The sequence below is a fragment of the Priestia sp. SB1 genome, from assembly GCF_038898415.1.
On the sequence record NZ_JBBJSS010000001.1, the window covers coordinates 190696 to 209422 of the forward strand.

18 protein-coding genes are annotated in these 18727 nt (G+C 38.9%); 5 read left to right on the top strand and 13 right to left on the bottom strand.

Annotated elements, in window-relative coordinates; translation table 11 throughout:
• The 3 genes from WKH56_RS01005 to WKH56_RS01015 all read right to left on the bottom strand — a co-directional run bounded on the left by WKH56_RS01005 (position 1) and on the right by WKH56_RS01015 (position 3429).
• The gene (locus tag WKH56_RS01005) at positions 1-1365 is read right to left on the bottom strand and encodes an aspartate aminotransferase family protein (RefSeq protein WP_048019875.1); all 1365 of its coding nucleotides are present in this window, start codon (positions 1363-1365) and stop codon (positions 1-3) included.
• 262 nt (positions 1366-1627) lie between these two features.
• The gene (locus tag WKH56_RS01010; RefSeq protein WP_342834715.1) at positions 1628-2320 is read right to left on the bottom strand and encodes a copper homeostasis protein CutC; all 693 of its coding nucleotides are present in this window, start codon (positions 2318-2320) and stop codon (positions 1628-1630) included.
• Positions 2321-2571: 251 nt separating this feature from the next.
• Entirely contained in the window at positions 2572-3429 is an 858-nt protein-coding gene (locus WKH56_RS01015; RefSeq protein ID WP_048019874.1) for a hypothetical protein, read from the bottom strand.
• A 165-nt stretch (positions 3430-3594) separates the two neighbouring features.
• On the opposite strand from WKH56_RS01015, the gene WKH56_RS01020 reads away from it, so the two are divergent.
• Complete coding sequence (locus tag WKH56_RS01020; RefSeq protein WP_080968624.1) at positions 3595-5022, top strand: cryptochrome/photolyase family protein; 1428 nt, start codon at positions 3595-3597, stop codon at positions 5020-5022.
• Positions 5023-5312: 290 nt separating this feature from the next.
• Positions 5313-6467, top strand: a complete 1155-nt coding sequence (locus WKH56_RS01025; RefSeq protein ID WP_342834716.1) for an ATP-binding protein — start codon at positions 5313-5315, stop codon at positions 6465-6467.
• Between the two features lie 36 nt (positions 6468-6503).
• On the opposite strand, the gene WKH56_RS01030 is transcribed toward WKH56_RS01025, so the two are convergent.
• Positions 6504-6989, bottom strand: a complete 486-nt coding sequence (locus WKH56_RS01030) for a metal-dependent hydrolase (protein WP_013084711.1) — start codon at positions 6987-6989, stop codon at positions 6504-6506.
• A 116-nt stretch (positions 6990-7105) separates the two neighbouring features.
• Entirely contained in the window at positions 7106-7273 is a 168-nt protein-coding gene (locus WKH56_RS01035; protein WP_165573659.1) for a hypothetical protein, read from the bottom strand.
• A gap of 123 nt (positions 7274-7396) precedes the next feature.
• Between WKH56_RS01035 and WKH56_RS01040 the strand changes: the two genes are divergently transcribed.
• The gene (locus WKH56_RS01040) at positions 7397-7639 is read left to right on the top strand and encodes a hypothetical protein (protein ID WP_028411356.1); all 243 of its coding nucleotides are present in this window, start codon (positions 7397-7399) and stop codon (positions 7637-7639) included.
• A gap of 36 nt (positions 7640-7675) precedes the next feature.
• Here WKH56_RS01040 and WKH56_RS01045 read toward each other — a convergent pair whose 3' ends face one another.
• The 3 genes from WKH56_RS01045 to gabT all read right to left on the bottom strand — a co-directional run bounded on the left by WKH56_RS01045 (position 7676) and on the right by gabT (position 12006).
• On the bottom strand, positions 7676-9100 hold the full coding sequence (locus tag WKH56_RS01045; RefSeq protein WP_028411357.1) for an NAD-dependent succinate-semialdehyde dehydrogenase: 1425 nt from the start codon (positions 9098-9100) through the stop codon (positions 7676-7678).
• A 31-nt stretch (positions 9101-9131) separates the two neighbouring features.
• Positions 9132-10502 carry a sigma-54 interaction domain-containing protein gene (locus tag WKH56_RS01050; RefSeq protein WP_028411358.1) on the bottom strand — a complete coding sequence of 457 codons (1371 nt, stop codon included), beginning with the start codon at positions 10500-10502 and terminating at the stop codon, positions 9132-9134.
• A 148-nt stretch (positions 10503-10650) separates the two neighbouring features.
• A complete protein-coding gene (gene gabT / locus WKH56_RS01055) occupies positions 10651-12006 on the bottom strand; it encodes a 4-aminobutyrate--2-oxoglutarate transaminase (protein WP_028411359.1) in 1356 nt (451 codons plus the stop codon).
• A gap of 276 nt (positions 12007-12282) precedes the next feature.
• Between gabT and WKH56_RS01060 the strand changes: the two genes are divergently transcribed.
• Positions 12283-12708 (top strand): DUF2621 domain-containing protein, encoded by a 426-nt coding sequence (locus tag WKH56_RS01060; RefSeq protein ID WP_028411360.1) that lies wholly within the window; start codon positions 12283-12285, stop codon positions 12706-12708.
• Positions 12709-12739: 31 nt separating this feature from the next.
• Here WKH56_RS01060 and WKH56_RS01065 read toward each other — a convergent pair whose 3' ends face one another.
• The 3 genes from WKH56_RS01065 to WKH56_RS01075 form a co-directional block, all read right to left on the bottom strand.
• On the bottom strand, positions 12740-13231 hold the full coding sequence (locus tag WKH56_RS01065; protein WP_013084715.1) for a CcdC family protein: 492 nt from the start codon (positions 13229-13231) through the stop codon (positions 12740-12742).
• A 103-nt stretch (positions 13232-13334) separates the two neighbouring features.
• Positions 13335-13892: a DUF2179 domain-containing protein gene (locus WKH56_RS01070; protein WP_013058767.1), complete on the bottom strand. Its 558-nt coding sequence runs from the start codon at positions 13890-13892 to the stop codon at positions 13335-13337.
• Between the two features lie 211 nt (positions 13893-14103).
• Positions 14104-14811 (bottom strand): cytochrome c biogenesis CcdA family protein, encoded by a 708-nt coding sequence (locus WKH56_RS01075; protein ID WP_033579815.1) that lies wholly within the window; start codon positions 14809-14811, stop codon positions 14104-14106.
• A gap of 139 nt (positions 14812-14950) precedes the next feature.
• Between WKH56_RS01075 and WKH56_RS01080 the strand changes: the two genes are divergently transcribed.
• Positions 14951-15127, top strand: coding sequence for an aspartyl-phosphate phosphatase Spo0E family protein (locus tag WKH56_RS01080; protein WP_013084718.1), 177 nt, complete (start codon positions 14951-14953; stop codon positions 15125-15127).
• A gap of 22 nt (positions 15128-15149) precedes the next feature.
• Here WKH56_RS01080 and WKH56_RS01085 read toward each other — a convergent pair whose 3' ends face one another.
• Both WKH56_RS01085 and WKH56_RS01090 read right to left on the bottom strand, forming a co-directional pair.
• On the bottom strand, positions 15150-16955 hold the full coding sequence (locus tag WKH56_RS01085) for an ABC transporter ATP-binding protein (RefSeq protein ID WP_048019871.1): 1806 nt from the start codon (positions 16953-16955) through the stop codon (positions 15150-15152).
• A complete protein-coding gene (locus WKH56_RS01090; RefSeq protein WP_048019870.1) occupies positions 16945-18708 on the bottom strand; it encodes an ABC transporter transmembrane domain-containing protein in 1764 nt (587 codons plus the stop codon). The genes WKH56_RS01085 and WKH56_RS01090 overlap by 11 nt, the downstream gene beginning before the upstream one ends.
• Between the last annotated feature and the right edge of the window lie 19 nt (positions 18709-18727).

Below are 18727 nucleotides of genomic sequence, written 5' to 3' on the forward strand. Positions count from 1 at the left end.
CTATTTATTCACCCACTTCTCTTCTGCTGCTTTTACCGCTTCTTCAAATTTCGTTAATATTTCATCCGTTTGTTGTTTCGTTAAAATTAATGGAGGAAGCAAACGAATAACAGCACCATGCCTTCCACCGACTTCTAAAATGACGCCTCTGTTAAAACATTCTTTTTGAATCAGCTTAGCTAACTCACCGTTTGCAGGATGACTGCCGATTTTATTAGCCGGCTTTGTCGCGTCGATGATTTCAACACCCAGCATCAAACCTCTTCCGCGTACATCTCCAATCGACAATACTTGCTTTTGAATATGTCTTAGCTGGCTTTGAATGTAGGCTCCCAACTCGTGAGCATGCGCAGGTAAGTTTTCTTGTTTTATAAATTGCAGAGTAGCCCGTCCTGTAGCCATTGCAAGCTGATTTCCTCTAAAGGTGCCGATATGTGCACCTGCTTCCCATTGATCAAGCCTTTTATCATACAGAACAACGGATAATGGAAGGCTTCCTCCAATGGCTTTAGACAGTACTAATACATCTGGTTCGATATCAGCGTGCTCAAATGCATACAGTTTTCCTGTTCGTCCAATTCCAGTTTGAACTTCATCCACAATAAGCGGAATATTTCGTTCTTTTGTAATTCGCCGAAGCTCTTTTAACCATGGAATCGGTGCTGGAACAGAGCCTCCTTCTCCTTGTACAATTTCTACTACAACACCGGCAGGAGTAACAATTCCGCTCTCAGGATCATCCAGCATATTTTCAATATATGTACTAATATACGTGTGTCCTTCAGCACCTACGCCAAAAGGGCAGCGATATTCATATGGGTAGGGTAAAAAATGTGTATCTGGCACTAGCGCATGAATGTGCTTTTTTGGACTCGTTGTACCGCTGATGCTTAATGTTCCGTGTGTGGAGCCGTGATATCCCCCTTGAAAAGATAAAATCGTTCGGTTGCCTGTTGCTGTTTTCACAAGTTTCAAAGCCGCTTCAATTGCGTCTCCTCCAGTGGGACCGCAAAACTGAATTTTCGCTTTGCTTGCGAAATTTTCCGGCAAACTAGCGAATACTTCATCGATAAAAGCTTCTTTTACAGGCGTTGTTAAATCTAATGTATGTAAAGGAATAGATTTTGCTAAAACGTCTTGAATTGCTTCATGAACTACGTGATGGTTATGACCAAGAGCAAGTGTGCCGGCTCCTGCTAAACAATCAATATACTCTTTTCCATCCATATCCGTGATCACGGCGCCTTTTGCCTGTTTAATCGCAATAGGAAGGCGTCTAGGATAAGATCTTGCATTGGATTCTCGTTCATTTTGCATAGCAAGCAGCATTTCGTTTGATGTAAGTTGTTTCGTTGACGTTGACATATCATATCCTCCTGTTTGTTCAATTGATAATGATTTTCATTAACAATTACAACAATAAATGATAATGATTATCACTGTCAATAATTATTCTGAAAATATGAAATTATTCCTATTTCACTCTACAGTCGCAAAAACTCAGTATTTCTCTTGTGTATCAAGGGTTGAAAGAGTTTTATGTTGTTTTCCAATTAGGGAAAACTATGTAATAAGTCCCTTTCTATTTCCAAATAAAAAAGTGCTACAATTTCTTGTAGCACTTCTGTTACTTTTGCTTATTCATCGTTTCTTTTGCAGCTTTTACACTCCTTGGGTCAAGCGGTTTCGTATATTGACAATTTACTCGAACCCCTAAACCAATACGAATTTCTTTCACGGGAGTAACGGATAAGAACGCTTGAAGATTTTCAGGCTTCAGCCCTTTTGTCCCGATTAAAATAATATCTTTATCTTTCATTCTTCTTAACAGCTTTTTAATATGAGGAATACCGTTTAGCGCACTTTTATCCGCTCCTGAAGTCATGACACGCTGAATTTGCTTATAGCTTAAAAGCGTTTCAAGCGCCTTTTCTTGATCACTGATTTCATCAAATGCTAAGTGGAACGTTACGTTCATTTCTCCTGCCGCATCCAGCAGTCGCTTTAAAGCTTGCTCATCGATAATTTTGTCTTCTGTTAAACAGCCAATTTCAATTCCATCAATGCCAATTTCTCTTGCATAGTGAATATCTTCAATCATTGTTTGCAAATCATCTTCATCATATTGAAAAGATTGATTATGTGGACGAATCATCACAAATATTGGGATATGTATCGTTTCTTTCACTTTTTTCATCAAACCGTAGCTTGGGGTTAAGCCGCCTTCACCGATTCCAGTTACAAGACTTATACGATCGGCACCATGTTCCTGGGCAACTTTAGCATCATGCAAGGTTGCAGCTGTGACTTCTAATATCATTCTAAAAACACCCTTTCCCCTTTAATATAGAGCTTTTGCCTTCTTTTCCCTGTATTTATACTTAAAAAACTCTACCAAACTCTCTTATGTAAGAAAACACCCAAAAGATGTGATTAATATTTTCAAAAAATTGAATGTCATGGAAAAAGAGTAAGAACTATTCTTTTTCTCATGACGTTTCAATCAATAAAATTCTATATTTATACTAAAGATCCAAAAATACATCCCTTTTATCTAGGGTAAAGGGTTTATTAAAAAGAGCGTGGATTTGTTTGTTGCATGAACATCCACTCATTTAAAGAATGAGGCTGCTGATGACCAACAGGTGCTGAGACATCGCGGCATCCGCAATCATGCATCGGCATTTGACCCATCCCTCCGTGCATTGGCGGCATTCCACCTTGCATCGGCATTTGACCCATTCCTCCGTGCATTGGCGGCATTCCTTCTTGCATCGGCATTTGACCCATTCCTCCGTACATTGGCGGCATTCCACCTTGAATTGGCATTTGACCCATTCCTCCGTGCATTGGCGGCATTCCTCCATGCATCGGCATTTGACCCATTCCTCCGTGCATTGGCGGCATTCCACCTTGCATCGGCATTTGGCACATTCCTTCGTGCATTGGCGGCATTCCACCTTGCATCGGCATTTGACCCATCCCTCCGTGCATTGGCGGCATTCCACCTTGCATCGGCATTTGACCCATCCCTCCGTGCATTGGCGGCATTCCTCCATGCATTGGCATTTGACCCATCCCTCCATGCATTGGCGGCATTCCGTCTTTCATGGGCATTTGATCCATCCCTCCATGCATTGGCGGCATTCCGTCTTTCATGGGCATTTGATCCATCCCTCCATGCATTGGCGGTAGTTCTCCGTACATTGGCATTTGATTCATGTCTTTTTGCATAGTTGGCATTTGACTCATTCCGCCATGCATCGACGGCATTCCGTCTTTCATCGGCGGCATTTCTCCGTGCATCGGCATTGCCTGCATTTCCTTTGCAGAAGGCATCGGCGGCATTTTAGCAGGCTTAGGTGCTGCTTGCATATATGGATTGGATATCGGTTGTCCGGTTTGTTTCATTCCATACGAATTTCTCATTTTTAAGGGCTCCTTCCCATTCTCTTACTCTGTTTACGTTATTCTTTTTACCATCAATCTGAAATTCGTCCATAAGAAAATAGGCCTTCTACACATTCAAAATTGTATAACGTATGAGAAAAAAGCTATAATCGAGGCAAATTGCAGATAGAAAGGTGGCACATGATGAATAAAACCATTATCGTATGGATTCGAAAAGATTTTCGGCTGGTTGATAACCCAGCTCTATTTCACGCAGCTAAAGAAGGAATGGTTGTACCTGTTTATATCCATGACGACCATGAAGAAAACTCAATGGGAAGTGCAAGTAAATGGTGGCTTCACCATGCGCTAAATGACTTTAAAACTTCGATCGAACAAATACAAGGAACGCTAATTGTACAAAAAGGAAACCCTACAGATGTGTTGCAAAAATTACTCCATGAAACGAATGCACAAGATATTTATTGGAACAGACGCTATGAACCACATGCGCTCAAAAGAGATAAAGAGCTTCAAGCTTTTTTTTCAGAGCAACAAATAAATATTCGCACATTTGAAGGATTTCTCCTTCATGAACCTTGGAAAATCACAAAAGAAAATGGAGATCCTTATAAAGTATTTACAGCTTACTATAAAGCTTCTCAAAAACATTCCGTATCTTCTGCTGTAAAAAAAGTTACTTCCATACAGGCCTTCTCTAAACCAATTGAATCTCTTTCGGTCTCAGATCTCGATTTACTTCCAAGCATCCCCTGGGACGAAACGATTAAGTCGACGTGGGAAGCTACGGAAAAAGGCGCTGTTAATGCCTTTAAAACGTTTTTAAAGAAGAAGTTGCTTCACTATGAAAAAGGACGAGATTTTCCCGCTGAAGCATTAAATTCATTTCTATCTCCTTATTTTTCTACAGGACAGCTCTCAGTTCGAGTACTTTATCATTATTTGAGAACTAAAGCAGAAAAAGTAAGCTCTGATGCCTTTGACCATCAAGCTGAAATGTTTGTTCGTCAACTTGTATGGAGAGATTTTGCTTATCAGCTGCTTTATCATTTCCCACATACTACAAGTGAACCGCTGAATGAAAAATTCAAGCAATTTCAGTGGGCGGACGGCAATGAAGAGCTTCAAGCTTGGAAAAATGGAAAAACCGGCTATCCCCTTGTCGATGCCGGAATGCGGGAGCTGTGGGAAACAGGTTTTATGCACAATCGAGTTCGAATGGTAGCTGCTTCCTTTTTAGTAAAGCATCTTTTAATTCATTGGAAACACGGAGCCAATTGGTTTTTGGATACCTTAGTAGATGCAGATTTAGCTAACAACACAATGGGCTGGCAGTGGGTTGCAGGCTCGGGAGCAGACGCCGCGCCATATTTTCGTATCTTTAATCCAACTGCTCAATCAGAAAAATTTGATAAAGAAGGAGAATATATTAAAAAGTGGCTTCCAGAGCTTAGAGATCTGCCTTCCTCCTACATTCATAAACCTTGGGAGGCTCCAGCAGACGTATTAGAAAAAGCAAACGTTACGCTTGATAAAACATATCCGACTCCAATTGTCGATCATAAAGCAGCTAGAGAGCGTGCGCTAGAGCATTATCAAGACATCAAATAAGAGGTATTATTCACCTCTTATTTGACGTCTTAATTTTTTAAATGTGTAAAAATTCCCATTTCGCATCTATTTGCAACTAAAAACATGTATTTGAAATCCATTTATAGGGTTTTCAAGCCCAGTTTCCCTCTCTATAGCACATTTGATTTTTCATATTTTTTCCTATAATTTGAATATATAATAATGATTATATGTGCTTGAGAACTCTCTCACTGCATAGATCTGATTGGAGTGATTCGATGCCCGTTTGTCCTTCTTGTAACTATAAGGAAGATTATAATTTTTGCAGAATGTGCGGCACTCAAGTTCGTCACACCTTCACCAACCAAGAAGATCAGCTTTTTTATCCATTAAAAGATCGAATCATTGCCGATGACAATGAACCAAAGCATCAAGCTATTTTATCTCATACCCATGATTTAGTATGTGCTATTACTGAAGATGGCATTTATGAATACGCTTCTCCTTCTTACGCTAAAACATTAGGGGTTTATCCTGATGAACTTATTGGACAACATGTGCTTATCAATGCGTATCCTGAAGACAAGCACCTAATCTCGACTATTTTAGCTAACATGAGCAAAACAAAAGATGCCTCCACATTTGAATACCGAAAGTTTCACGTGAATGGCACCATCGTTTTATTAGAATGTAAAGGCGCTCCAATTATTACAGCTACTGGAGAAATCGAAGGGTTTGTATTTATCTCACGAGACGTAACAGAGAAAAGACAAGCAGAGAAAAAGATCCAGAATTCAGAAAAACTCTCTGTCATTGGTCACCTTGCTGCAAGTATCGCACACGAGGTTAGAAATCCTTTGACAACCATTAAAGGGTTTATACAACTGTTCAGTGAGACACAGCAGCCGAAAAAAACAATGATTTATCGAGATCTCATTCAGCACGAACTCTCACAAATTGAACATATTATCGCAGAATTTATGAGCTTAGCTAAACGAGAGTACGCTTATACAGAAAGCCTTATTATGACAGACTTGCTAGATGAGGTATTAAAGCAATTTGAACCGGTTACCGAAGTCAAAAACATCCACATCATTCGCCATTATCCAAAAGAATATCCCCTGCTCATTAGTGGGCAAAAAACACAGCTAACCCAAGCATTTATTCATATTATACAAAATGCCATTGATTCTATGGAAAGCGGCGGCAAGCTGGCTGTATCGATTGAAAAATCAGCTAGAGAAACGCTATGCATTGTGATAAAAGATAGCGGATGTGGAATTGACTCAAAGCGTATCCCTCATATAGGAGAGCCTTTTTATACAACCAAAGAACGAGGAATAGGCCTTGGACTAACCATTTGCAACAAAATTATTAACGAGCATAATGGTTTTTTCCACGTATCAAGTGAAGAAAATGACGGCACAAGCATTACCATTACCCTGCCTATGAAAACGCCTGAACTTTATGTGGTAGAAGTGTAAAAGAAGCCATCTAATTTACTCAGATGGCTTCTTTCTTTAAAACAGCTGGGTGTACAGCTGATACTTATAAAGCATATAGAAACTTCCTATCACTGCCAGGTAAAAGATGAGAGTCTCTGCTCCACCACCTGTTTCATATGTTAAAGGAGGCTTAAACTTCTTCTTGCTAAGAGGAGAGAAAAAAGGTACCCCTCGTTTAGAAAAGAAATCTCCAAGAATATGAAAAGCGTATCCATAGGCTATCCCTAATGTAAAATCGTTGTTATACATCGTATGTAAATAAAAAATAAGTCCACTTGCAAGAATAGAATGCGTGATACCTCGGTGTCCAAAAATAGATTTAATGACTTTTGCGAGACCAAGAGATCTTCTACCAATATATGAATTTGGTTCATCTATATCAGGAAGCAGCGCTCCAATCGCAATGCCTACAACATAAGGAAATGTAAACGAAGCGTCTCCTGTTATAGCCACACCGGCACCGGCAGCAATCGATGTTGCAATATGTGTGTGATATCTCAAATATGCCACCTTCTTTCTTTTTCAACTTAAGGCAAGCACCGTAACCAAAATCATACATATGTTCGCCCAACGTTAACTATAAGTGAAGGTGGTAAAAATGTCAAAATAATCTATAGTTATGTAAACTGCATACCGACTAACCCGATAAGCATCACAAGAAAACTAATAAGAGTACCCTTTCCATTTTTCTTTGCTCTTCCATCTTTTTTGACAATGGAATAAATCCACGTACTCGAATACACAGCGAATCCAAGAAAACCAAATAACGTAATATATGTAAACATGCCGAAACTCCTTTGCTTGTCATTACTATTAACTATACGAGATTTTTTCAAAAAAACAAAGTAGTATGACGGCTTGTTTAATATCTCTTTCTTTTTCTTATACTAAGAAGAGGAGGGATGGCTATGCACCAAAAGCAGTTGGAAGATATATTTGACTTTTATGGACTGAGCGAGGTTTATCGAGGCAAATTTGAAGATGTTGAACACCACTGGTTATTTAAAGACGCCGAACCAACTATACTAGAAGATTTTTTTAATTCTCACGATTGCGAAGACCTTGCATGCTGTACTCTTGAGGAGTTTTGTTTTTTATTCATGAATTTTCAATCAATCCATGCACAAATTCCCCACGTGTACTATTACTAAAAAAGTGATTTCGCAGGAAAGCGAAATCACTTTTTATTAAAAGCCTAAAGAAATATATTTTACTTCTAAATATTCTTCAATTCCGTAATGTCCGCCTTCACGTCCAAGTCCACTTTCTTTAAAGCCGCCAAACGGCGCTTGTGGTGTAGAAGGTAGTCCATCATTTAGTCCTACAATACCATATTCTAAAGCTTCAGCAATACGAATAGCTTCTGAAATATTTTCAGTGAACACATAAGCTGCTAATCCGTAAGGCGAGTTATTTGCACGGCGAATAACTTCTTCTTCTGTTTGATACGTCGCAATTGGAGCAATCGGTCCGAATGTTTCTTCGTACATACAAAGCATATCATCCGTTGCACCATCTACAACCGTAGGCTCAACAAAAAGTCCGCTTCCCTCTTCGCGTACAGCCCCTCCAGTTAAGACGTTTCCACCTTTTGCTACAACATCATCTAAGTGGCGCTTTACTTTTTCTAACGCTTTTTCATCGATTAAAGGTCCGATATCCGTACCTTCTTCTAAGCCGTTTCCGACTTTCAGCTGACTAACGGCTGCTGCAAACTGCTCTGCGAACGGTTTAGCAATAGACTCGTGCACGTAGATGCGGTTTGTACATACGCATGTTTGACCAGCGTTACGGAATTTAGAAGCAATTGCATTTGTTACTGCTTTATCTAAATCAGCATTTGCTGTTACGATAAACGGAGCGTGTCCTCCTAATTCTAAAGACACTTTTTTAACCGTATCAGCTGCTCCGCGCATTAACAGTTTACCTACTTCTGTAGAGCCCGTAAACGATAGTTTGCGTACGCGTCCATCTTGAAGCCACGCTTCTCCAATCGCTTTTGCATCTCCTGTAACTACATTCATTACGCCTTTTGGAATACCTGCTTCCTGCGCCAACTCTGCTAGACGAAGAGCCGTTAGTGGCGTTTGTTCTGCCGGTTTAATAACCGCTGTACATCCAGCTGCTAGAGCTGGGGCTACTTTACGCGTAATCATAGCTGCCGGGAAGTTCCAAGGTGTAATAGCTGCCATAACTCCCACAGGCTGCTTATGAGCAAATAATCGTTTATTAGGAGAAGAAGCTGGAATTGTTTCTCCGTAAATGCGTTTTCCTTCTTCTGCGTACCATGAAACGAATCCGTTGGCATAGCCAATTTCACCTTTTGCTTCTTTAAGAGGCTTACCTTGCTCGACTGTCATGATTTCAGCCAGTTCATCCGTGTGTTCTTCGATCAGCTGATGCCATTTAAATAATAATTTACCGCGCTCTTCTGCTGTTTTTTTAGACCATGTTTGAAACGCTTCATAAGCAGCATCTGCTGCTAGCTTTGCTTCTTTTTCTCCGCCTTTTGCAACGGTAGCTACTACTTCATTTGTTGCTGGATTTACCACTTCGTATGTATCATTTGCCGAAACAAATTCTCCGTTAATATATAAGTTTGCTTGCTTCATATTTCTTCACTCCCTGCTTAAATTTATCTACTCACTGTTCGGTACTGTCCGACACATATTTTCGAATTTTACGGCTCGCTTGTGATTGACTAATACCAAGCTGTTCGGCTACTTTGTAAGATGACCTATGCTGTTCAAACGCCTTGATGACCATTTCTTTTTCCACATGTTCAATCATTTCAGGAAGCGTATGCACAGGTGGATCGATAGCAAACTCTTTTGCAAATGGCAAGTCTTTAAGCGTAATCATTTCTTCTCCTGTAACAACCAGACGCTCAATGATATTTTCCACTTCGCGAACGTTTCCTTTCCATTCCTGCCCTAAAAATGCGTCTAATGCCTTTGGTGATAAGCGTACATTACGTTCGTATACCGTATTAAAATGATGAAGAAACTGATAGACAAGAGGCAGAATATCTTCTTTTCGCTCTCGTAAAGGTGGGATCGTAATTGGCACCACGTTAAGTCGATAGTACAAATCACGTCTAAACTTTCCTTCTTCGACCATTTGCTCCAGGTTTTGATTCGTAGCAGCAATAATTCGTACGTCTATTGATACTGCTCTTGTTGAGCCCACGGGACGAATTGTACGGTCTTGCAGTACATGGAGCAACTTACTTTGTGCTGAAAGAGAAAGTTCACCAATCTCATCTAGAAAAAGCGTGCCTTCGTTCGAAAGCTCAATGATCCCTTTTTTCCCTTCGCGAAATGCTCCAGTGAACGTACCGCCTTCATAGCCAAATAGCTCTGACTCAATAAGCTGTTCAGGAAGCGCTGCACAATTAAGCTCATGATACGGCTGCTGTTTTCTTGTACTAAGCTGATGAAGCAGTTTTGCTACTCTGCTTTTTCCTACCCCTGTTTCTCCAAGTAAGAGAACGGTTGTATTTACAGAAGCCACTCGTTGAATGGTTGAAAAAACTTTTTTCATCGCTTCGCTTTTTGTTACGATTCCTTCTAAATCTACGGATTCGTTTAACTCTTTTTTATAGTTTTCAAGCTGTTCTTCCATCTCTTCTACTTTTCGTTTTAATTCCATTAAGTCTGTGAGATCTCGAGAATAGCTAATAACACTTTTCAATTGCCCGTCATTAGTAAATACTGGCCTAGTCCGCACATGAAGATATCGGCCTGAGTTTGTTTTTTGAACCAATTCAATTGCTTGATTAGATTCAATCACCTTTAACGTGGCCGAAGGATAAAAGATGCCCATTTCCTGAAGTTCTTTTACGTGCTTTCCAATAAAATCTTCCACTTTCAAAGCATAATTTTTTTCACACTCTGAATTTACAACTAATACATACCCATTTGCATCAGTTACAAAGATTTCATCAAATGATGACTCAAATATATCGTAAAGTTCGTCGTTAATTTGCTGAATCTGCTTTTTATGAATGGTCATTTGAATCACCTTTTCGTCAAAAAATAATTATTATTTTATTTTATCAGAAAATGAAAAATCTATAAATAGAGTGTCCAAACATATCCATTCTTTGTGATTCATGAAGAATGAGTGAAGAGTTCTCTCTTCACTCATGCCTCAATTTCTCTTATACTTCAACCGTTTGCTGCACGCTTGCTTCTAGTGCTGCTTCAAAAATAGCTAAGCCTTCTTCTAGCTGCTCATCTGTAATAACAATCGGCATTAAGATACGAAGAACGTTTCCGAATACTCCCGCGCTAAGCAGTAATAATCCACGTTTGTTTGCTTCTTTTACGATGCGCTGTGTAAGCTCTTTATCCGCTTCTTTTGTTTCGCGGTCTTTCACAAGCTCGATAGCAGACATAGCTCCTAATCCGCGGATATCACCGATACAGTCATATTTTTCTGCTAATTTTTCAAATCGTGATGTTACCACTTTTCCAAGGTACTCACCGCGTTCATTTAGCTTTTCTTCTTCAATGATATCAAGTACAGCTAAAGCCGCTTCACATCCAAGAGGGCTTCCGCAGTACGTTCCGCCAAGCTCACCAGGATTAGATTCATCCATGATTTCAGCGCGGCCGATGACACCACTAATCGGTACACCAGCTCCTAGTGATTTAGATACTGTAATTAAATCTGGTGCAACGTCAAAGTGTTCAATACCGAAGTAGCGGCCCGTACGTGCAAAACCAGCTTGAATTTCATCTGATACAAATAAAATTCCGTGCTCTTTACATAATTGATACACTTCTTGCACAAAACGTTTACCTGGAACAATGAAACCACCTTCACCTTGAATTGGCTCCATTACAACAGCTGCAATCGTTTCTGGTGCTACTTCTGTATTTAAGAAGTTTTTGAATTCAGTAATCATAAACTCTTCGTATGCTTCAACTGATAATCCTTGTGGGCGGCGATACTCATAAGGATATGGAGCTTTGTATACTTCAGGAGCAAACGGTCCAAATTCATATTTATATGGCTTTACTTTACTTGTCATTGTCATTGTCATTAATGTACGGCCGTGGAAACCGCGGTTAAATGAAATAATTCCTTGACGCTTTGTATATTTACGAGCAATTTTCACTGCATTTTCTACAGCTTCTGCTCCGCTATTTAAAAGTAATACTTTCTTGTCAAATTCACCAGGAGCAATTGCTGCTAGTCTTTCTGCAAGCTCTACATATGACTCATACATCATGACATTAAATCCTGTGTGAATAAAACGGTCTACTTGCTTGTGAAGCGCTTCTTTCACTTTTGGATGACTATGACCTACATTGATTGTGCCAATTGCCCCTACGAAATCAATAAACGTATTGCCATCGACATCTTTAACGATCGCCCCTTCAGCCGTATCAGCAAATGTCGGAATGCCATAACTTACACCTTTCGGAATGGCACGGTGTCTTCTATCTAATAATTGCTTTGCATTTTCTCCCGGTAAATTTGTTGCTACTTTGCTAAAAGTTTGACTCATTTTTTATCTTCCTCTCATATTAAATAATTCTTCAATTAGTTTATATGCAAAAATCGTGCCAACTTTTAAAAGGCGGAAAAATAAGCATTTTTAGATAATTCTAACGATAATTCACTTATCTATAAGTCAATATAAACTTATCGATAAGTCAAAAATGACTCTCTTTTCACATAAAGTGCAGGAATTTTATATTGCCATAAAAGGAACAAGGCTTTTATAATAAATGTATAAATATAGTAATGTTATGATTAATCTCTTTATAAAGGAGTGAAAAATATGCTAGAGGGCTGGTTTTTATGGGTTATTTTATTTTGGGTTGTCTTTTTAATGAGCATGTTTGCTATCGGCGGATTTTTTATGTTCAGAAAATTTTTAAAGCGCTTACCAAAAGAAGACGGCATGTCTGAACTTGATTGGCAAGATCACTATCTTTCCAAAACCATTCACCTTTGGTCAGCGGATCAAAAGCAGCTATTAAACGTTCTTGTTGAACCAGTACCTGAACTATTTCGCGATGTGGCCAAACAAAAAATTGCAGGGAAAATTGGGGAACTCGCACTTGAGGAACAAGCCGCCTCTATAACAGAAGACTTAATCGTACGTGGATACATCTTAGCTACGCCTAAACGTGATCATAAATTTTTATTAAAAACATTAAAAAAGCAAAAAATAGATGCCGTCCCCTATCAGCATTTATTTTAAATCAAAAAAGGTGGCTGCGTAGCCACCTTTTTTAATTTAATATCGTTGTATTTCCAAGACGATCATTGTGCAGCTTTCGTTCGAGCTTTTTGTACGATGTGTACATCGCAATGCGCCAAGGTACAATCATACCAAATGCTAAAATCCAGAACATACCGCCAAGCTGGCCAACATCAATTGAAGAACTTAAATATATTTTCATTGCAATTCGAATAATAAGCAAACCAATAATAATGAATGCAAAAGCTTTTGAACGCTTCAAGTAAATATGATCGTCACGAATTTCAAATTTAGACGTTTTAATTAACAGGATTGAGAAGATCATGCCTGCTATTAACGCCTCAAGCAGTTCTGCACCCGTTACTCGAAACATTGGAAAGATAAACATTAACGCTCCCGTACTCATAAAAAAAGGCGGAAGTATAATTTTTTTTGCATTCGTTGGTTTATCAGCGGCTTTCATTCGAACAACTAATATGAAAGAAGCCATAAAAATTGCGACAAGTGTTGAAGCAATAACCAATGAAATCCTTCCTTTACTATAGTTTAGTGTGTACTTATATTATAATCCAAAAAACATCAGAAGTAAAAGTGCAACAAAAAACAGAAGAGGATCTCTTCTGTTTTTATTTAGTAGAGGTAATATCTGCTTTTGCTTTTTGCTTTTGTTTTTGCTTTTTCATTGCTTTTAGTAAGAACCCGCCTTTAAATTTACGCGGCTCGTATGAAATAATGAAAGCACGAGGCTCATATTCTTCAATGAATGCTAATAGCTCTTCTTCTCTACTTCTTTTTGTTAAAATGTCTAATCTATAGCGTGCACTGTCTCTTCCTTCACCTTGATACACAGTAACACCAAAACCTTCCTGTCGAAGGCGGTTAATTAACTCTTCATTTTTGGTCATAAGGTTAACTAAGAATGTTGTATATCCGATAGCAAGCCTAGATTCGATATAACTTCCAAGTATAATTCCCACTCCAAATCCAACTGCGTATACAACCATAGCAAGCGTGCTTTGATCTCCTGAAAATACTAGGGATAAGCCAAATACATAAATTAACGCTTCAACAAATCCAAAAACCGAGGCATACATACTCATACCTTTGACTAAAAAAATTGTGCGCAGCGTCAAGATCGGTACATAGATCAGTTGCAAAAGCAAGATTAACAAAATATCTTTCAATTTATACACCTCTTTTTAACAATTAAAAATATGACGATTTCATTGTATCACTCCGTATTTATAGAAGATATAGTAAAAATAAATTTTTTCTATATATTTTTTCGAGTCATATTCTTGCTTATTTCCTAAGAGCTAAAATGAACGTTTGGTCTTTAAAAAACAAAAAAGAACCTGCCAACTTCCAGATTCTTTTTTGTATCATTTTCCCTTTTTAAAAGCCCGTAAACCCTCCAAATACGCTCGTTGTATAAATAATAATTTTTGTCATCCAGTCAAAATATAAAATAAACCCCATGCCAATCATTGCGTATCCGCCAACTTTCATCATGGAATTCATATGTTTTTTTAACCAGTTCATTTTTCCAATAAAGAATGTCATGATAAAGAACGGAATAGAAAACCCAAGTGAATACGTTATCATGTACAAAAGACCGGAGCCTGGGTTTGTCGCTGCAAGCGCCATAACCGATACTAAAATAGGTCCCGTGCAAGGAGTCCAGCCGGCAGCAAAAGCCATACCAATAAAAGAAGAACCTAAGAGTCCAGCCGGCTTATTGGCGAATTGAACTTTATGTTCCTGCATAAGAATTCGAGGCTTAAAAATCCCTAGTACAACTAGACCAAAGAAAATAATAAGAATAGCGCCAATCTGCCGAATTAAATCTTTATAGTTAAAAAACCACTGACCAATAAAGGATGTCGCAAAACCAATCATAATAAAGATAACAGAAAATCCCAGAAGAAAAAAAGCTGTGTGAATAAAAGCTTTGCGCTGATGTGACTTAGCGCCTTCCTTTAGCTCGCTGACTGATACTCCCGTTATGTACGATAAAAAAGCTGGATACAAAGGCAAACAGCAGGGTGAAATAAACGATAAAAAGCCTGCGCCAAATGCCAAAAATAAATTTAAATCTCCCACATTTCCCACTTCCCTTTTTTGTTCTTTTTGTTCTTTTTCGTTACCATTTTGTAACCAAATTGTCTTATCTCACTTCTTTCAAATAGTACCATTATCTTGTATAATTAGGTAAACGACTTGTTAGAAGGGATACATAGCATTGGCCAAAAAAGATATTCTATTAGCGATTGAAAAGAAACGAGAAGAACTCATCCGCATAGTCCGAGTAAGTGGATTAAACTCTCCACCTGCTATTAAACATAGTCAAGAATTAGATCATTTATTAAACGTTTACAATGAATTCCCTGCTCAAACAACAGAAACAACCTCTTCATGAAGGTTGTTTCTTTTTTTCACCTTCACTCTATCAATTCTTTATAAATCTCTTTTACTCCTGTTTCTTTATTGAAATTTTCCTCTTTTTCACTGTGCTGAAGCTGATACATATTATAGTACAAACCGCCTTTATCTAGCAGTTCAGCATGCGTTCCTTTTTCGACGATTTTCCCTTTATGCAATACTAAAATACAATCGGCGTGTTGAATAGTTGATAAACGATGTGCAATCGCAATCGTTGTGCGGCCTTTTCCCATATCTCTTAACACTTCTTGAATCGCTTCTTCCGTTTCTGTATCGATATGGGCTGTTGCTTCATCAAGAATAAGGATTTTAGGGTTTCGAATCACCGTTCTTGCAAATGCTAAGAGCTGACGCTGACCGCTTGATAAAGTTGAACCTCTTTCCACTAGCACTTCATTATACTTATTAGGAAGAGCTTCGATAAATGCGTGAGCTTGCACAAATTTCGCCGCTGCTTTTACTTGCTCATCAGAAAAATGGTCTTCATGCAGCGTAATATTTCGCTTTACGGTATCGGCAAATAAAAAGGCATCTTGCAGCACCAGCCCTACCTGATCTCGAAGCTGTTTATTTGAAAAGGACGACAGTGGTTTATTATCGATCAAAATGTCTCCTTTTTGCTGCTCATAAAAACGCATTAATAAATTAATGATGGAGCTTTTCCCGCTTCCAGTATGGCCTACTAAAGCCACTGTTTCTCCTTCGTTTACCGTAAATGATATATCAGAAAGCACATCTCGAACACCGTCATAGGAAAACGTGACGTTTTTGAATTCTACCGTTCCTTTTTGTACCCCCTGCTTTTGTTCTCCTGTCATCACTGGATTTTTTTCTTCCTCATCCATCAAATCAAATACCCGGGAGGCTGATACCATCGCTTGCTGATACATAGAAAGACGCTGCATCATTTCATTAACGGGCTCAAAAAAACGATCCAAATAGTTGATAAACGCGTAAAGAACACCAATTTTAACAGGACTGTCAGCTACGGAAATGCCAAAATAACTGAGCACAAGAATAACGGCTAAAATATAAAGAATTTCGACAGCAGGCCTCAGTAGCAAACCATCTAACTTAATATTGCGCATGCCCGCTTTGTAGTGCTCATCATTAATTTCTTCAAATTCCGAGCGAAGCCGCTTTTCTTGACGAAATAATTGAATAATGGACATGCCTTGCAAAGACTCATGAAGCTTGGCATTTAACTGACTTAGCTTTTCTCGGAGCTGTCCGTAGTAAATAGCGCTGTAATGCTGATAAAGCTTCATAAGTCCCCAAATAAACGGGAGAAGAACTAAACAGTAAAAAGCCAGCTTCACATCTAGCATAAACATCGCTATAAAAATACCAATCAAAAATACCCCATTTTGAATAAAAACCGCGATGACTTCTACAAACATTTCTTTCATAGCTTCCGTGTCATTTGTAATTCGAGAAACAAGGCTTCCCGTTGGCGTGTTGTCAAAAAAGCGAAGCGCCAGACGATGAACATGAGAAAAAACGTCAATTCGAATCTGCTGAATAATTTGAAGCGCAATTTTCTGAAACTGCAGAAGCTGAAAGTATTGAACGACAATTTTTAAAAGCTGTAAAAGCAAATAACTGCTTGCAAGCCACACCAGAGGCTGAAAAGGCAAATACTTAGGAGTTAAATAATCGTCAATGAAAATTTTAATCAAAATGGGCCCTAATAAATCAGCAGCCGTAGCAATTAATAATAGAGTGAACGCTAAAAAAAATGATTTTTTATGCGGAATTGTATAGTGAAACAGACGTTTATGTACCGAAGAATGCTCAATTTTCATTTTTCGTCTCTCCTTCTTCTACCGCACGTTCAAGCTGCTGTCTATCGTACATATCCTGATACCAGCCGCTCACGCTAAGCAGTTCCTCATGAGTTCCTCGCTGAATAATTTTCCCTTTATCAAGGACAAGAATCAGGTCTGCATGAGTAACCGAGCTCAGCCGATGCGCTGTAATAATCGTTGTTCGATTTTGACGTTTTTGCCTCAACGCTTGTAAAATACCCGCTTCCGTTTTTCCATCTACCGCTGATAGCGAGTCATCTAAAATTAAAAGCTCAGGATCTAATAGAAGAGCTCTTGCAATCGAGATACGCTGTTTTTGTCCACCAGATAACGAAACGCCTTTTTCACCTACTATTGTTTGATAGCCATCTGTAAAATCGAGGATGTCTTTATGTACATTTGCAACTTTAGCCGCTTCTTGGATTTCTTGATTGCTTGCGTCTTCTTTTCCGAACGCGATATTAGCAGCGACTGTTGTTGAAAACAAAAAGTGATCTTGAGGAACATATCCAATGCTTTTGTACAGTGAATCAAAAGCATAATCTTTAATGTCTTTTCCTCCCCATAAAACAGCTCCGTCGCTTACATCAAATTCACGAAGCAACAGCTTTAAAAGCGTGGTTTTCCCAGCACCCGTCTTTCCGACAATCCCTAACGTTTGACCGCGAGAAAGTGTAAAGTAAATTTCGTTTAACGTGTATTCGTCTTCTTTACCATACGAAAACCTATGAATAACAGCTTCAATATTTCCTGTTGGCAGTTCAACACTAGGATGCGCTGCTTCTTCAATCGAATTTTCTTCTTTTAATAAAGAAAATACCCTGTCATATGATGCTCTTCCTCGTTCCACAATGTTAAATAGCCAGCCAAACGCGAGCATCGGCCAAATAAGAAGGCCCAAATAAGTTGTAAAGGTAACAAGCTGTCCCAGTGTTAACTCTTCACTAATCACCATCTTGCTGCCAAAAATAAGAGCAAGTAAAAAAGAAAGTGCTACAATAATCGAAATGGTCGGATCAAACAATGCATCTACTCGTGCTACTTTCATGTTCTTTTGAACAACATCTGCAGACTTCATACGAAATTCTTCGACATCAGCTGCTTCTTCCCCAAACGTCTTAATGACTTTAATTCCGCTAATGCTTTCTTGAACCTTATCATTTAAAGTAGAAAATGCTGCTTGTGCGTGATGAAACCGCGCATGAAGCAATGTACCATAGTAACTTGTTAAAACGGCCATAAGCGGCATAGGAATAAGGCAAATAAGCGTTAATTTCCAGCTGATTGTTAGGGCCATTGTGCATAGAACAAGCCCTCCTGTGACAATGGAATCCACGAGCGTCAAAACGCCCGAACCTGCAGTTTGTTGAATAGCTTGAATATCATTTGTTGCATGGGCCATCAAATCCCCAATTCGCCGCCGCTGATAAAAGGCCTGATTCATCCTGGTAAAATGAGTGTAGAGGGTATTTCTCAGCTGCTTGGCTAGTTTAACAGATGAACCAAATATCATAATACGCCATATGTATCTTGTGAAATAGGCCACAACAGCAGCTCCTAGCAAAATGCCAACCATCTGCATTAAGCGCTTTCCATTCAGCGTCCCTTCTTTAATGCCATCTACCGTTAAACCAATAATTTTAGGCGGGAGAAGTTCTAATGCTGCCACAATAATAAGCAGCGCTATCCCCGTTATGTAAGACTTTTTTTCCTGTTTGAAAAACCACCATAACTCTCGAAAAATTTTCATCGTATCCCCCTAGCCCTAC

Excerpts from the sequence above, each read along its gene's own strand:
- WKH56_RS01005 (WP_048019875.1), bottom strand. The coding sequence starts at position 1,365 with ATGTCAACGTCAACGAAACAACTTACATCAAACGAAATGCTGCTTGCT.
- WKH56_RS01010 (WP_342834715.1), bottom strand. The coding sequence starts at position 2,320 with ATGATATTAGAAGTCACAGCTGCAACCTTGCATGATGCTAAAGTTGCC.
- WKH56_RS01015 (WP_048019874.1), bottom strand. The coding sequence starts at position 3,429 with ATGAGAAATTCGTATGGAATGAAACAAACCGGACAACCGATATCCAAT.
- WKH56_RS01020 (WP_080968624.1), top strand. The coding sequence starts at position 3,595 with ATGAATAAAACCATTATCGTATGGATTCGAAAAGATTTTCGGCTGGTT.
- WKH56_RS01025 (WP_342834716.1), top strand. The coding sequence starts at position 5,313 with ATGTGCGGCACTCAAGTTCGTCACACCTTCACCAACCAAGAAGATCAG.
- WKH56_RS01035 (WP_165573659.1), bottom strand. The coding sequence starts at position 7,273 with ATGTTTACATATATTACGTTATTTGGTTTTCTTGGATTCGCTGTGTAT.
- WKH56_RS01040 (WP_028411356.1), top strand. The coding sequence starts at position 7,397 with ATGCACCAAAAGCAGTTGGAAGATATATTTGACTTTTATGGACTGAGC.
- WKH56_RS01045 (WP_028411357.1), bottom strand. The coding sequence starts at position 9,100 with ATGAAGCAAGCAAACTTATATATTAACGGAGAATTTGTTTCGGCAAAT.
- WKH56_RS01050 (WP_028411358.1), bottom strand. The coding sequence starts at position 10,502 with ATGACCATTCATAAAAAGCAGATTCAGCAAATTAACGACGAACTTTAC.
- gabT (WP_028411359.1), bottom strand. The coding sequence starts at position 12,006 with ATGAGTCAAACTTTTAGCAAAGTAGCAACAAATTTACCGGGAGAAAAT.
- WKH56_RS01060 (WP_028411360.1), top strand. The coding sequence starts at position 12,283 with ATGCTAGAGGGCTGGTTTTTATGGGTTATTTTATTTTGGGTTGTCTTT.
- WKH56_RS01085 (WP_048019871.1), bottom strand. The coding sequence starts at position 16,955 with ATGAAAATTGAGCATTCTTCGGTACATAAACGTCTGTTTCACTATACA.
- WKH56_RS01090 (WP_048019870.1), bottom strand. The coding sequence starts at position 18,708 with ATGAAAATTTTTCGAGAGTTATGGTGGTTTTTCAAACAGGAAAAAAAG.